The 13,900-nt window shown below is 49.6% G+C and carries 15 protein-coding genes and 1 riboswitch; of the genes, 7 read left to right on the top strand and 8 right to left on the bottom strand.

The features are described 5' to 3' along the window. Positions 1–51: 51 nt before the first annotated feature. Complete coding sequence (locus ACEN86_RS02620) at positions 52–1,107, bottom strand: EAL domain-containing protein (protein ID WP_495632826.1); 1,056 nt, start codon at positions 1,105–1,107, stop codon at positions 52–54. 143 nt (positions 1,108–1,250) lie between these two features. Continuing rightward, positions 1,251–1,667, bottom strand: a complete 417-nt coding sequence (locus ACEN86_RS02615; RefSeq protein ID WP_495632825.1) for a pyridoxamine 5'-phosphate oxidase family protein — start codon at positions 1,665–1,667, stop codon at positions 1,251–1,253. Positions 1,668–1,799: 132 nt separating this feature from the next. After that, a riboswitch (TPP riboswitch) is annotated at positions 1,800–1,910 on the top strand. Between the two features lie 136 nt (positions 1,911–2,046). On the opposite strand from ACEN86_RS02615, the gene ACEN86_RS02610 reads away from it, so the two are divergent. From ACEN86_RS02610 to ACEN86_RS02585, 6 genes are all read left to right on the top strand, one after another. Beyond that, positions 2,047–3,090 carry an ABC transporter substrate-binding protein gene (locus ACEN86_RS02610; RefSeq protein WP_495632824.1) on the top strand — a complete coding sequence of 348 codons (1,044 nt, stop codon included), beginning with the start codon at positions 2,047–2,049 and terminating at the stop codon, positions 3,088–3,090. A gap of 66 nt (positions 3,091–3,156) precedes the next feature. Next, the gene (locus ACEN86_RS02605) at positions 3,157–3,450 is read left to right on the top strand and encodes a thiamine-binding protein (protein WP_127199056.1); all 294 of its coding nucleotides are present in this window, start codon (positions 3,157–3,159) and stop codon (positions 3,448–3,450) included. Beyond that, on the top strand, positions 3,447–4,211 hold the full coding sequence (locus tag ACEN86_RS02600) for an ABC transporter permease (protein ID WP_495632823.1): 765 nt from the start codon (positions 3,447–3,449) through the stop codon (positions 4,209–4,211). Before ACEN86_RS02605 ends, ACEN86_RS02600 begins: the two co-directional genes overlap by 4 nt. Positions 4,212–4,223: 12 nt before the next feature. After that, the gene (locus tag ACEN86_RS02595) at positions 4,224–5,057 is read left to right on the top strand and encodes an ABC transporter ATP-binding protein (protein WP_495632822.1); all 834 of its coding nucleotides are present in this window, start codon (positions 4,224–4,226) and stop codon (positions 5,055–5,057) included. Next, positions 5,051–5,839, top strand: coding sequence for a TatD family hydrolase (locus ACEN86_RS02590; protein ID WP_495632821.1), 789 nt, complete (start codon positions 5,051–5,053; stop codon positions 5,837–5,839). The genes ACEN86_RS02595 and ACEN86_RS02590 overlap by 7 nt, the downstream gene beginning before the upstream one ends. A 206-nt stretch (positions 5,840–6,045) precedes the next feature. Further along, complete coding sequence (locus ACEN86_RS02585; protein ID WP_495632820.1) at positions 6,046–6,477, top strand: ASCH domain-containing protein; 432 nt, start codon at positions 6,046–6,048, stop codon at positions 6,475–6,477. Positions 6,478–6,489: 12 nt separating this feature from the next. On the opposite strand, the gene ACEN86_RS02580 is transcribed toward ACEN86_RS02585, so the two are convergent. From ACEN86_RS02580 to ACEN86_RS02555, 6 genes are all read right to left on the bottom strand, one after another. Continuing rightward, the gene (locus ACEN86_RS02580) at positions 6,490–7,242 is read right to left on the bottom strand and encodes an AAA family ATPase (RefSeq protein ID WP_495632819.1); all 753 of its coding nucleotides are present in this window, start codon (positions 7,240–7,242) and stop codon (positions 6,490–6,492) included. Between the two features lie 127 nt (positions 7,243–7,369). Then, entirely contained in the window at positions 7,370–7,930 is a 561-nt protein-coding gene (locus tag ACEN86_RS02575) for a DUF2062 domain-containing protein (RefSeq protein WP_495632818.1), read from the bottom strand. Positions 7,931–8,145: 215 nt separating this feature from the next. Beyond that, positions 8,146–8,889, bottom strand: a complete 744-nt coding sequence (nfsA, locus tag ACEN86_RS02570) for an oxygen-insensitive NADPH nitroreductase (protein WP_495632817.1) — start codon at positions 8,887–8,889, stop codon at positions 8,146–8,148. Next, positions 8,886–9,479 (bottom strand): TetR family transcriptional regulator, encoded by a 594-nt coding sequence (locus tag ACEN86_RS02565; protein WP_495632816.1) that lies wholly within the window; start codon positions 9,477–9,479, stop codon positions 8,886–8,888. The genes nfsA and ACEN86_RS02565 overlap by 4 nt, the downstream gene beginning before the upstream one ends. Before the next feature lie 143 nt (positions 9,480–9,622). Then, positions 9,623–10,792, bottom strand: a complete 1,170-nt coding sequence (locus tag ACEN86_RS02560; protein WP_495632815.1) for a YhgE/Pip domain-containing protein — start codon at positions 10,790–10,792, stop codon at positions 9,623–9,625. A gap of 285 nt (positions 10,793–11,077) precedes the next feature. After that, complete coding sequence (locus ACEN86_RS02555) at positions 11,078–11,695, bottom strand: LysE/ArgO family amino acid transporter (RefSeq protein ID WP_495632814.1); 618 nt, start codon at positions 11,693–11,695, stop codon at positions 11,078–11,080. A gap of 450 nt (positions 11,696–12,145) precedes the next feature. On the opposite strand from ACEN86_RS02555, the gene ACEN86_RS02550 reads away from it, so the two are divergent. After that, a complete protein-coding gene (locus ACEN86_RS02550) occupies positions 12,146–13,525 on the top strand; it encodes a hypothetical protein (protein WP_495634197.1) in 1,380 nt (459 codons plus the stop codon). Positions 13,526–13,900 lie beyond the last annotated feature (375 nt).

Raw genomic sequence — 13,900 nt, 5'->3', positions numbered from 1 at the left:
ACATCCCTTGGAAGAGATGGAAAAAACAAGGCATCCACTGGGGATGCCTATTTATAATGATGGGACAAAGGCCTGAGTCAGGCCCTGCGGAGGCTCCGGCATCGGCTTGCCGAATAGATAACCCTGGGCGTAGGCCGCTCCATGGGCGCGGCAGAATTCAAAGTCTTCACGATCTTCAATTCCCTCGGCCAGCACCTTGCCGCCAAAGTCCTTCGCACGTTCAATGATGTTCATAATTTCCTGCTGCTTGCGTTTGTCGCGGCTGCTTCCATCCACCAGGCTCCGGTCGATCTTCACATAATCGGGTCTTAGCCGGGACATTTCTGCAAGTGTGGAATAACCCGCCCCCACATCATCAAGCGCCACCGAGATTCCGTTCTTGCGATACTCTTCGAAGATATCCAGAAGGTTAGCCATATTATGAATCTGCTCCGTCTCCACCACTTCGAACACGAAATCTTTGGGATCCAGCGAATGACGCTCAATAGCCTCAAATGTATGAGTCAGACAGTATTGCGGATTATAAATGGAAGAGGGAAGAAAGTTAATAAACCGTTTAAAGCCTCTCGGAAGGTGAAGAGCACTAATCTCAATGGCCGAGATGCGCGCTGCCCGGTCAAGGAAGGAATGAAGCCCCGTCTCGCGGGCAATTTCAAACAATTCAAAAGGATTAAAAGGATACTCGGCAGAAGAAGGGCGCATCAGAAATTCGAAGCCCACTACTTCTTCCCGGGTGCTGGTGCTTACAATAGGCTGCATATAGCTGGTGAATCGTTCTCCAACAATAATCTCAACAATCCCGTGATGATGGAATCTCGATTCCATCTGAGAAAGCGGTACCCATACCGGTCGATCTGGCAGGATCGCCTCTCCTTCAATACTCATATATATATCTTCTGCATCGGTCACACCGGCCATGCGTATACACTGAATTAACTTGAGAATTTCCGCCCGGGAGTGGTATAGAACTGAGCATATATTGTTGTCACAGACGACCTTGAACCCTTCACGTGTCAGCAGAGAAATGTATTCAGGGGTAATAGGGCGAAGAGAAATGACTCCTTTGTCTTCAATGGGACGTTGTACTCCGCAGCTGCTGCAGTTCATAAGTGCCCTCCTTGGCAAATTTTGCCGAAATATGTCGATTTCATTATAACATGTCCAGGCTGCAATAAATAGAATTTTCACCGCGCGTTACGCAGAAAACCCGGAACCATTAGTCCCGGGCTAAGTAAATACCATATGAGTTGTTAGGCCGTCCACACCTGACGTTCTGCACCTTTCGGTACGAACTCAATTCTTGAAGGGGTCAGCTTGATCACGACATAGTCAGGATCATCCGGCCCGTCCAGATACTGCTTGAAATCATCTCTCCAGACTTTGGCTTTCAGCCCGTCTTCACTGCTGACGGTCGCTTCACCTTCAATTTCAACGATCTCCCCTGTGCCTCCCTGCTCAAATCCTAGCAGAAGCGCAGCCTTAGGGTTGTTTTGAAGTTCTTCTACCTTATGAGTCTTGCGGTCGGTAGCCAGGTATATAGTCAGTCCCTCGTGGTAAATGGCCATGTAACGCACCTTCGGTCCGCCGTTCTCGACAGTTCCGAAGGAACCAAACTTATTTGCCTTCAAGGCTTGTTCAATTTGCGATTCCAATTGCTGACGATCCATGTCAATTGCTCCCTTCCTATTTCAAAATGGCGCTCACCGTTAGTGTACCCATAGACAGGCAGGATGAACCGTGCATCCTCTCCTTTACTGGACAAGCCCATAGGGTGGGACTATAATACTTCTAGTAATAACTTCAAAGACCCGGGGAGCTGGAATTCGGCCGGCTGAGAGTGCATCCCAAAGATGCTAACCCGTATACCTGATCTGGATAATGCCAGCGTAGGAACGAGAAATGTTTGGTAATTCCAATCTTTCATGCGCACGAAGGCGTCCTGTCCAGGACGCCTTTTTCTTTGCATTACACCTCTTAAGGATCCTTCGGTAGAACGGTCAGGAACAAGGGTACAATTAAATTTTTAGGGAAAAGGGGCATTAATCAATGAAAAAGAGAACGTGGAGCCTGCTTCTGCTGATGTGTGTGATCCTGCTTACAGCTGCAGGCTGTGGAACTTCCAAGCCCGCGGACAGCGGAAGCACCGCGGCCGGCAACAAGACAACACCAGCTACAGAGAAGAAGGAACTCAAGGATATCAAGGTCGTGCTCGACTGGACTCCGAACACGAATCATACGGGCCTCTACGCAGCCAAAGAGCTTGGATATTATAAAGATGCCGGACTCAATGTGGATATTATTCAGCCCGGCAGCGGATCTGCCGATACGATGATTGCCTCCGGAGCTGCCCAGTTCGGCATCAGCTACCAGGAGAGCATTACCCAAGGCCGCACCCAGAACGTTCCGCTGGTATCCCTTGCGGCTGTTATTCAGCATAATACCTCAGGCTTTGCCGCTCCAGTTGATCGCAAGATCAAGTCTCCCAAAGATTTTGAAGGCAAGAAATACGGCGGCTGGGGCTCTCCGGTCGAAGAAGCTGTCATGAAGTCGATCATGGAGCTTCAGGGCGCCGATGTCTCCAAGGTAACCAATATCAATATCGGAGAAGCCGATTATTTCACAGCTGTGAAGCGGGATATTGACTTTGCCTGGATCTACTATGGATGGACCGGAATTGAGGCCGAGCTTCGCGGAGAGCCGCTCGATATGCTCTATGTCAAAGACTACTCCGATAAGCTCGATTATTACACCCCTGTCATTGCTTCGAGTGAGAAGGTTATCTCCAGCGATCCGGAAATGGTCAAAGCCTTCATGAGCGCCACCTCCAAAGGTTACGAGTATGCGATTGATCACCCGGAGGAGGCGGCCAAGATTCTGCTCAAAGCTGCACCCGATCTGGACGCGAAGCTCGTCGTAGCCAGTCAGAAGTGGCTGAGCCCGCGGTATAAGGACGATGCAGCCCGCTGGGGAGAACAGAAAGAGTCCGTATGGAAGAATTACTCCGATTGGATGTATGAACGGAAGCTGCTGGATAAGCCGCTGGATGTGAAGAAGGCATTCACGAACGATTACCTGCCTGAAGCCAAGTAAGCTGCCCAAGGTAGGACGGATCTTTTAGGCCTGTGCCTATCTTGTTATATAGGAAGGAGAATATCTATGGCAAATACCCTGCTCAGTATACAAATTATCCCGCGGACCCCGGGCGGCGAAGACGTAATTCCTTATGTCGACCGGGCCATTGAGGTTATTCAAGCTTCCGGCGTGAAGCATCAGGTGAACGCGCTTGAGACTACGATGGAGGGTGAGCTCAGCGAGCTCCTGGACATTGTGAAGAAGATGAATGAAGCGGTAATTGAATTCGGAAGTCCCAGCATTATTTCGCAGATCAAGATCCTGTACACACCGGAAGGTGCAAGTATGGATAAGCTGACGGAGAAGTACCGTCCATGAGATCCTGGTTCAACATGGTATGGCCGCCCCTTGTGGCGGTCATCTTGTTTATTCTCGTCTGGCAGATTTCTGCATCGGTCTATGGCATTGATAAATGGATACTTCCGAGCCCTTCCGATATCGGCAGAGAAGCGGCCGCAGATCCGGTTAATCTGTGGGAGAAGACCCTCTCTACCCTTCAACTCACCCTGCTCGGACTTGTCATTGGCCTGGCCGTAGGACTTTTCATTGCCACCACACTTCATTTCATTCCTATATTGAAATCAGCAATATATCCCTTGATCATTCTGAGTCAGAATATTCCTACAATCGCACTGGCTCCTCTACTCATCGTCTGGTTCGGCTTTGGTCTAATGCCGAAGCTGATTCTAATCACTCTGGTCTGCTTCTTCCCGGTGGCCGTTGCCACGCTTGACGGACTATCCCGGACCGACCATGTCATGCTGAACTACATGCGGATGATTGGAGCGAGTAAAGGCCAAATTTTTAGAAAACTGGAGCTGCCCTTTGCGCTTCCTTCCATCGTCTCTGGCGTGAAGATTGCTTCGACCTATAGTGTCATGGGGGCCATTATCGCGGAATGGATGGGAAGCGGGACAGGCATCGGTCAGTACATGATGATGCAGAAGTCTTCATTTCGGACAGACCGGATTTTTGTCGCCATTATGATTATCGTTGTCCTCAGTCTGCTCCTGTTCACACTTGTTGTGCTGCTGGAGAAGTGGTTAATCCGATACAAGCCTGATCAGGAGAATCATTAAGGAGGGGAAATTATGGACAAGACATCAGCTATACCCGAAGCATCGCTTCAGGCTCCTGCACTCGAGGTTCGCGGGGTCAGCAAAAGCTTCCGGGACAACAAGCGGCGGGACTTGCCCGTTCTGAATGACATTTCTCTATCCGTAACTCCTGGTGAGTTCGTCTCTATCGTCGGGCCTTCCGGCAGCGGCAAGAGTACCTTGTTCCACCTTATCGGCGGTCTGACCGAACCCGATCAAGGGCAGATTCTGCTTCAGGGCCGGGATATCACCGGTCAGAAGGGGCATATCAGCTATGTTCCCCAGCAGCCGGCTCTATTCCCTTGGCGGACAATCGAGGATAATGTCATTCTGGGGATGGAGGTAGCCGGCGTTCCGGTTAAGGAGGCCCGGGCTGAGGCCAAGGAGTGGCTTCTTCGGGCTGGACTTGGCGGATTTGAGACCGCCTACCCGCACAAGCTGTCCGGAGGCATGCAGCAGCGGGCTTCGTTCCTCCGCGGCCTGCTGAGCAGGCAGGAGGTGATGTGCCTGGATGAACCCTTCAGTGCACTCGATGCCCTGACTCGCAGCGACATGCAGCACTGGCTTTTGAATATGTGGGAAGAGAATAAACGCTCCGTGCTGTTCATTACGCACAATATTGAGGAAGCCCTGCTGTTGTCGGATACCGTATATCTGTTCTCCAGCCGCCCGGCCACGGTGCTGCACAAGATTCAGGTTCCCTTCCCTCGCCCGCGCCGGGAGGAGATCGTAGAGCACTCTGCCTTCCTCGCCCTGAAGCGAGAGCTTACCCAGTACATGCGTGAGGAACAACAGAAGATGCTTGAAGGGAGACGATCGTCATGCTGAACCCGATCATCGATGCTCACATTCATCTTGATTCCTATGATGAGCACGACCGCACGAAGCTGCTGAGCGAGCTTGGAGCCAGCGGTGTACATGCATTGATTGCCGTATCGATGAACCTGGAGTCCTCTCTCAGGAATCAGGAGCTGTCGCTGCAATACCCAGGCATGGTTCGGCCTGCTTACGGGTTTCATCCGGAACAGGAGATACCGCCTGAAAGTGAGGTGGATGAGCTGCTGCATTGGATGGAGCAGCATGCCGAGCAGATGGTAGCTGTAGGCGAGATTGGTCTCCCTTACTACTCCCGCCTTGAGGCGGAGGAACGCGGCGAGACTATGGATACAGCTCCTTATATCCATCTGCTGGACAAGCTTCTCGCCCTGGCTGCCAGGCTGGATAAGCCTGTCGTCCTGCACGCCGTCTATGAAGATGCGGATATCGTCTGCGACCTGCTGGAGAAGCACCGGATTACCCGGGCGCACTTCCACTGGTTCAAAGGATCGCCGCACACAATCAAGCGCATGGCAAGCCAGGGCTACTATATTTCGTTCACCCCGGATCTGCTGTATGAGCCGGAGATTATAGAGCTGGCACAGCGCTATCCGAAGCATCTGGTTATGGCCGAGACGGATGGACCGTGGCCTTTCGAGGGACCATTCGCGGGGCAAATGACCCACCCTAGTATGGTAAGAGAGGTTATTGCCGCTTACGGGGCGATTCATGGAATTACGCCTCAGCAGGCTGAGGTTATGCTATATGCGAATACGAAGCGGTTTTACTATTAAATGTGAACATTAGCTGCTATGCCTTTGTCCTTTGTCTTCCATGCTTATGCGACACAAGCCCTCTAATCGAGGGCTTTTTCTTACTTATACCATTAATGATTAATTCTGTTATTATTTTGTGCGATCAATTTCTTAATAGACGACGGTGTACTTCACTAACTATAGGGTAATCTAAACAAAAAACTAAAATGAGGGGGGATCATTTCTTGAAGGTACTGTCGATGATTCAGCCCTGGGCAAGTCTCTTTGTTCTCGGGGAAATCAAATATGAGACAAGATCGTGGAGAACACATTACCGCGGACCGCTCGCTATTCACGCCAGCTTAAGAACGGATAAGGCAGCTTGCCATGACGAACCTGTATTCTCAGTCCTTGCCAACCATGGATATACCGAGACGAAGCTGCCAACTGGCGTAATTCTGGCAACTTGCCGTCTTGTGAATTGTTGCCGGGTTACCGAGAATAGCGGGGAATCCGCAGTATTGGAGGAGGGTCAAGAGGTTACAGGTAATGACTACCTTTTCGGTGATTACAGGGTGGATCATTTCGCTTGGGAAGTTGAGGACATGACCCTGCTCCCTAAGTTCATTCCAGCAAAAGGACAGCTTGGACTTTGGGAGCACCCCATTCTCAGCTGAGTCTGCTCTTCATTAATCGAACAGCTCACGAAGCATTTTATCCTTATGGGTAAGGAATTCCTTCATAATGATGTAATGATCCGTCTCTTCCAGTGTGGTGACTTCCATCCCCTCAGCCGTCAGATTATACATAATCGAATCAGGATATGCCATAAGAATAGGGGAATGCGTGGAGATGATGAACTGGGAATTTCGCTGAACCAGCTCATGAATCCGTGACAGCATGGCCATCTGGCGAAGCGGGGACAGCGCGGCCTCCGGCTCGTCCAGTATGTACAGCCCCCGCCCTCCGAATCGGTGGATGAAGGCGGCAAAAAAAGACTCGCCATGCGACTGCTCATGCAGTGACTTTCCACCGTAGGAGTTTAATAAAGATGGACCGCCATCCTCCCTGTCCAGCACATCTATATTCGTCGCCAGATTATAATAGCTTTCCGCCCGAAAAAAGAACCCGTCCCGAGGCCTGTTCCTCCCGCGAACCAACCGAATATGCTCATGCAGCGGAGAGTGCGTGTCCTGTGTCGAGAAGTTGAAGTTCTTCGTGCCTCCTTCGGGATTGAATCCCCAGGCCACGGCGACGGCTTCCATCAAAGTAGACTTGCCCATCCCGTTCTCTCCTACGATATACGTAACCTTGGGGTGAAGCTTTAGACTATTCAAACTCCGGACGACCCCCAGATTGTAAGGATACTGCTGGTAGGAAGGGATCCGGCTCCTGTCCAGCTCAATGCTCCTCACGTACGCATCCGCCTCATAAATGCTCATCCGGCTGCTCCTCCATTCTATTTACAAATAAATAGTTATATACTGTCCAACTCTCGTCTTACATTATATCCCAGACAGGAGAAGCAGTTAAAATCCGAGCACACAAAAAAGGACCGGAGCTATTCGCTCACGATCCTAATTGTTCATAGACGAGAATTCGGCTTCGCCGTTTCTCAAGCCGGCGCTTGGCTGTTTTGTTATACAAAAACTGAATGACATAATAAGAGATAACTCCCAGCACGGCACCGAAGATGCTCATTCCGATCAGAATATGCAGCCCGCCGTGAAGGACATCCCGGATGGCCGTGAAATCACCTTTGAAGATATCCATAAGGGAGGCTTCATGGATCATCCCCTTATGCCGACTTCCGTGCAGCGGATAGATCCAGGAACCGAGCTTTCTTGCAAAAGGCATCAGCAGAATCGGAAGGAACGTCAGCTTGCCTATGACATTCCCGATAATGGCCGCTGGCACAGAGCCGCCTGACAGCTTGACGACCGGATAGAAGATCAGGTAGACCAGACACGCCGATGAAATGACAATCATCTCAAGCGCGAAGCCGATTGAGAAGCCCAGAGATACCTTCTTCACTCCACCAGGGGTACGCAGCAGCTTGAGAAAGTTCAGCTTGAAGGCCCGGTATATTTTATTGAAAAATTGCTTTTTGTTTGAATTTTTCTTATTCATAACAGACTCCTTATTATCCATATCCATATATGAGATTCCATTTCATTATAACATATATGCTCCTGCGAACCATATAAGCGTATGTTGGGGCAGGTATGGATCATGGCGGCACCGCTAATCCTGTCCATTTCAGAGTCAACAGCAATAGGTGAACCCGACTGCAGGCCGATGCTGATGCAAAGCCTACAACCTGATTCACCTATACATTCAAGCACTTACTTCAGTTCAAATCCGCGGCTGCGCAGGAATTCCCGCATATGCAGACGTGAAGGCTGAGTCAGCTTCTCGGCCATCAGCTCCGACCAAGGCGTGGCCTTCTGCCCGCCAGTACGTTCACGCAGATACTCTGACATCGTCTTGTCGTAGAGCTCTACTTGTTCTTCCGTCTTGTCTATATCATATTCGTCCCAGTGCAGGACAGCCGATACCGGTAATCGCGGACGAAGACCCGGCTCCTGGTCTGGATATCCGAGACACATGCCGAATACGGGATAGACCAGGTCCGGCAGCTGCAGCAGCTCGGCTACTTCGGCAATCCGGTTGCGGATTCCGCCGATGTATACTATTCCAAGGCCCAGCGACTCCGCAGCCACAGCGGCATTCTGGGCAGCCAGTGCGGTATCCACCGTCGCGATAATGAAGTTCTCGGTCACATCCTCATAGGATTCCTGATCCGGACGGTGTCTCTCTGCCGCTGATTTCAAGCGGTGCAGGTCTGCACACCATACCAGAAAAACAGGGCATTCCCGAATATAGGCCTGATTCCCTGCAAGCTCGGACAGGATTCCTTTTCGCTCCGTATCCGTTATGGCTACCACGCTGAAGGCCTGCACATTGCTGGAGCTTGAGGCCGCCTGACCTGCGCTGATGATCTGCTCCACCAGGCTCTTATCCAGCGGCTTATCCTTGAATTTCCGGATCGACCGATGCTTGTGGAGCAGTGAAATGGTGTCGTTCATGCGTCTTTCACTCCTAATCCTCGCAAAATAAATTTTACCGTCTGTTCCGGAATCTGCTCCGGGTTCATCTCTTCTTCGGCAATTAAACGTTCAAAGTTATATACCCGTTTGTGGGCAAGAGCTGCACCTATCACCATAAGCAGTGTATTGCTAAGGGAGTCGAACTCGAACACGCCCTCTTCTTTTCCCTTGAGCAGCAGCTCTCTTACCTTGCTCCATACGGGATACAAGAATTCCATCACAATATCCCTGCGGGGAGAATCCATCATCACTTCCTGCTGAACGATACCGCTGAGCTCTCTATCCTGAAAGGTGAAATGGATAATCTCCGAGATGAGCAGGCGAAGCCCCGAAAGCGGTTCACTCAGCTGCTCGCTGTAACCGCTCATTAACTTTCCAGGGAAAAATTTCTCGAACAAAGCGGTGAACACTTTTTCTTTTCCCCCAAAATGATAGGAAATAAGCGCCACATTGGCCCCTGCATCCTCACAGATCTGCCGTACACTAGTTCCCTCATACCCCTGTTTGGCAAAAAGCTTCCTGGCGGATAACAGGATACGTCTCTTGATGTCGCAATCGTTATGATTCATTGCCTTAGATCCTCTCTAATAATTCTAGTCCCATTATGCGACTTTGAAACCGCATACGCAAGGCTGGCCAAGATTGAAAAAGCCTGCATCCGGCAGGCTGAGTCCCGGATAGCAGGCATGAATCCTATCATATCAACGTAAGCTTACACGGCATTAGCTACCGGTTCCGTGGACAGCTCCGTATTCTTCTCTGATCCCGGCTCCCTTCTCAAGGCCACCCTTACCAGGCTGGCTCCAACGCTGATGAGGCTGATCAGCAGAAGAGCCGCCACTTCCGGTCCGATTGCAGGCCCGCCGAACTGAAGATTCATCAGACCTTCTACCGCATAAGAAGCCGGCAGGAATTCACCAATCGCTTGATAAGCATCGCTTAGCAGCTGACGCGGCACCATCGCACCGGAGCTGACAAGCTGCAGGGACAGCATCGTGACATTGACCAGCATGCCAGCCATCCCGAAGAGAATGAGGAACATTTGTGAGAACAGCATAAAGGTCAGGACGAACAACCCAAGGAACATCCACAGGCTCAGGAACCCGTGGACAGCCTGGCCGCCGAGTGCCATAACCAGGGAGGAACCTACCAGCGAAACAATTACAGCAGCCAGCACATTCAGCAGAATGCGGGCTCCGAACAACTGCCATTTCGAAGTGCCCGGCTTCATCATCATAGCACCCTGCTGCACGTTCATCCCCATAATCATTGCTCCGACGAAGGAGGCCAGCACCAGCATCATCGGTACCATCTGATTGTTCATGCCATCGATCTTGTTCGTGAAAGTAATCTCGGAACCTACGCGCTCAGTTAGTGCGGAAGAAGTCTGCCCAGCCTGTTCGGCAGGCACCTTCAGCTGTTCAAGCACAGCCTGGGTTCCCTGAGCCGCTGCATTCCCATTCACGGAAGCCGTGATGGAATTCGCTGCACTCTGCATCGCGCTCTTGACGGTAACCGGATTAGATTCGTTAATCGTATATTTAAGTTCTGCCTGCTTCCCAGGGTTCTTAAGGTTCTCGCTGAACTGCTGCGGCACCGTGACGATCATCTGAACCTCCCGGTTGTTCAGACCTTCACTTGCATCAGCAGCCTTCATCATTACAACCTGGAAAGGAAGCTTCCCAGCAAGCTGCTTACCCAGAGCCTCGCCAAACTGCCCATCCTCATTCACCACCGCGATCTTGAACTCCTTCACACGGTCATTCACCCCATTGTATCCGCTCATCCAGACCAGACAGAAGATAACCTGGAACGCGAGCGCCATGACCACACCCACAATGGTCTGCGGCTTCCTGATCAATCCTTTAAAAGTATTCAGCATGCGTCTTATCTCTCCTCTTTATCTATTCTCTCTGTTTTAAACAATCATTTAAAACGTTTGTTTAAAATATACTGTGCTCCGATTCTCATGTCAATCCATAAACGAAAAAAAGTGTGAGAAGGGTCACAAAGAAGGAGTACAGGTTTGCCTGTACTCCTTGTAGAGTTAAGTGCGATAACTATGGATATACAGCTAGTCAGCCGTATGAAATGTTCTTACGATCGCTGTTGCTCTCAGACTTCTTGGATGATTATTGTCTAGAAGTCATTCTTAAGCTCAACTTATCTAGCTTGAGACGATCAACTGAACCGCCATATAAATCGCCACGATCCAAATGACGATCGCCGAAATTTTATTAATCAGATTAAGAATTCCTCCTGCCCGGTCCAGGCTGCCCACCCATCTTCCAGCTGTGGCCAGTGACGCGAACCATAGCCAGGACACGACCATGGTTGCCACGGTAAAAGCCCATTTGGCATTTCCTTCATAGCGTAAAGCACTCGTTCCGATCACGCCCACGGTATCCATAATGGCATGAGGATTCAGCAGGGACACGGAGATGGCGAACAGAATCTGCTTGCGGGCAGGCAGCTTCACGCCATCTGACGATGCCGGCTTCGGAGCGCTGGTCCAGATGGACCAGCCCATATAGAGCAGGAACAGGACTCCGGCAGCGAACAAGATCATTTTCAGCCAAGTCATCGTAAGTAGGAGCAGAGATACCCCATACACCGCGAGCAGAATGAGCAGCGAATCACACAAGGAAGCAGCTACCACCACCGGAAGTGCTCCGGTCCACCTGGATGCGCTGGCGCCCTGATTAAATACAAATACATTCTGTACCCCCAGCGGCAAAATAAGCCCCAGAGCCAATACAAATCCGTGTAATACGGCTTCTAACATAGTTAGTCCTCCAAATCCATTCTTCTCTAATCAACTATATTAGTGTACCTTCTTCACAGTCAATTTGGCTCCAGCTATTTGGATGATTAACAGACCAACCAGATTATATCCAATAGAACCTTCTCAAACACTCTACTTGTGGGGAGAAGGTTTTTTTCTTCGCAACTTTACCATTACATTCATTATTAACTACTTAATATCATTAAAGATCCAGGCATGTATTCCTTCCCTTCTTCCTCACTCATGAATACAATACCCGCCTCTATTTACTTTGTAGTACTCAAAAAGGAGTACTAGAAAGATTCTGAAAATATGACAATCGTGGGATTTACCAGTTTTCTTCCATCTGTTTTAATAGGATTAATATGGCATTTATGGAATTTTGGTAAAATAGCATATTATCATTTATCTATTCTTTTTACTAAAAGGAGGATTATAGTGAAGGTGAACATGAAAACTAGGGTAAGAAAAGGGTTATTATATGGCTTTATGGGAGTAATGATGGGAATCAGCTCTCTGCCTGGGCAGGCATCGGCAGATAGCGCCAGTCCTGAGATTGTGTGGCAGAAAGAGGCTGGGGATGAGCAAATCCAGCTGACCGGCATTTTACAGTCATCCAACCATCAATTGTCCATCGGCGGGTTGAACGGGATTTACGACGGCTGGAGGAGTCCGGTGAAAGGCTACCTTTCCCGTTGGGATGACCAGGGTAACACAGCATGGAGCCAAAATATTACGTTGGAGAATCAAGCAGATCTGGATGAGAATCCCCAACCAGTCGTTGTCTCCCATGTCTCCCCTACGAAAGACGGTGGTTACGTGCTCAGTGGATTATATGTTGATATGCTCCCTAAATATTATCCGGCATTCATAACCAAAGTAGATCAGAACGGGAAAGTGTTATGGGCGAAAACAGTAAGCGGTGGAAATTATTTAGAGGTGACTTCTGCAGTTGAAAGTGATGACGGAAGTATCGTGTACACCCTCTCGTCAGGCGGAATCAACGTTCCGATCCCTTCCAGGGTTGGTAAAATTAACGCTTCAGGTCAAACCGAATGGACCAAGTCCAGTGAAGATAGTGGATATTCAGGTTTTCTCGATGTAACTAATGCAGATGTAACTCCAGAAGGCGATGTCATTGTATCCGCCAATATTGAAGGTGCGGTCAAACTTTGGAAGCTGAGTCCATCGGGAGAAACGCTGTGGATTAAGACACTTCAATTGCCGGGACATGTCAAGGCTGTGAATGACGGTTATCTGGTTACTTCAACCCCTGATAGGGGTTCTACACAAATTCAAATCCTTAAATTGGACAAAACAGGGAATAAGCTGTGGAAAAATTCATACGACTTCGGTGAAGTTAACCAAGTCAGTGAGGATAAAGACGGTTATCTGCTGGCAGCTGATCGCGGCCTCTTCCAAATCGATTCCTCCGGCAAGCTGCTCTGGTCTAAGGACCTAGGTAAAGTTGCAGAAGCCATCCAAATTGGCGATAAGGACATCTACGCAGTGACGGGCAGTAAGCTGATGAAGCTGGCCGCTGCTAACTCGGGCGGATCAGACAATCCGGGAAATCCGGCATCCAGCCTCAAATTTGACTCCGAGGAGTACAGTATCAGCTTGGGAGACACTTTTGACACGGTCGTAACCTGGTATGACCAGAATGGACAAGCTGTCAATGTAAGTTCCAGCGCTACCTACAGCTCAAGCCGTCCCGATGTTCTAACCATTGACGCACAAGGCAATATTACTGCGATCAGCCGAGGAACGGCTGTTATTACGGCCAAGTACGGGAATCAGACCGTTTCTGCACTCGTGAACGTATATTAAATTAAACCAAGGGACCTTGCAGGACGTAGAAGCGAACTAACTAACGGCAATGCAAATTGTCATACCCAATAGAACCTTTTCAACCACTCTACTTGTGGGGGAAGGTTCTTTTCTTTTCATCGCACCCTAAGCACTACATTCGTTAGCAAATGCTTAACAGCTTTAAGGATCTACGCATGTTCTATCATCCCCTCCTTCCTTCGCTCATGAGTACAATAACCCGCCTCTTCTTACTTTGTAGTACTCATATAGGAGTAGTACAAAGCTTCTGAAATATGACAAATGAGGGATTTACCAATTTCTAACTATCGGTTCTAATAGGATTAATATTACATTTATGGAAGTTTATTAGAATGGCATATTATCCGTTATCTA

It is taken from the genome of Paenibacillus sp. Paensp111, assembly GCF_059492195.1.
Note: the sequence above shows the minus strand (reverse complement) of the source record. Positions and strands in the feature narration are given on the sequence as shown.

Excerpts from the sequence above, each read along its gene's own strand:
- ACEN86_RS02620 (WP_495632826.1), bottom strand. The coding sequence starts at position 1,107 with ATGAACTGCAGCAGCTGCGGAGTACAACGTCCCATTGAAGACAAAGGA.
- ACEN86_RS02615 (WP_495632825.1), bottom strand. The coding sequence starts at position 1,667 with ATGGATCGTCAGCAATTGGAATCGCAAATTGAACAAGCCTTGAAGGCA.
- ACEN86_RS02610 (WP_495632824.1), top strand. The coding sequence starts at position 2,047 with ATGAAAAAGAGAACGTGGAGCCTGCTTCTGCTGATGTGTGTGATCCTG.
- ACEN86_RS02605 (WP_127199056.1), top strand. The coding sequence starts at position 3,157 with ATGGCAAATACCCTGCTCAGTATACAAATTATCCCGCGGACCCCGGGC.
- ACEN86_RS02600 (WP_495632823.1), top strand. The coding sequence starts at position 3,447 with ATGAGATCCTGGTTCAACATGGTATGGCCGCCCCTTGTGGCGGTCATC.
- ACEN86_RS02595 (WP_495632822.1), top strand. The coding sequence starts at position 4,224 with ATGGACAAGACATCAGCTATACCCGAAGCATCGCTTCAGGCTCCTGCA.
- ACEN86_RS02590 (WP_495632821.1), top strand. The coding sequence starts at position 5,051 with ATGCTGAACCCGATCATCGATGCTCACATTCATCTTGATTCCTATGAT.
- ACEN86_RS02580 (WP_495632819.1), bottom strand. The coding sequence starts at position 7,242 with ATGAGCATTTATGAGGCGGATGCGTACGTGAGGAGCATTGAGCTGGAC.
- ACEN86_RS02575 (WP_495632818.1), bottom strand. The coding sequence starts at position 7,930 with ATGAATAAGAAAAATTCAAACAAAAAGCAATTTTTCAATAAAATATAC.
- nfsA (WP_495632817.1), bottom strand. The coding sequence starts at position 8,889 with ATGAACGACACCATTTCACTGCTCCACAAGCATCGGTCGATCCGGAAA.
- ACEN86_RS02565 (WP_495632816.1), bottom strand. The coding sequence starts at position 9,479 with ATGAATCATAACGATTGCGACATCAAGAGACGTATCCTGTTATCCGCC.
- ACEN86_RS02560 (WP_495632815.1), bottom strand. The coding sequence starts at position 10,792 with ATGCTGAATACTTTTAAAGGATTGATCAGGAAGCCGCAGACCATTGTG.
- ACEN86_RS02555 (WP_495632814.1), bottom strand. The coding sequence starts at position 11,695 with ATGTTAGAAGCCGTATTACACGGATTTGTATTGGCTCTGGGGCTTATT.
- ACEN86_RS02550 (WP_495634197.1), top strand. The coding sequence starts at position 12,146 with ATGAAAACTAGGGTAAGAAAAGGGTTATTATATGGCTTTATGGGAGTA.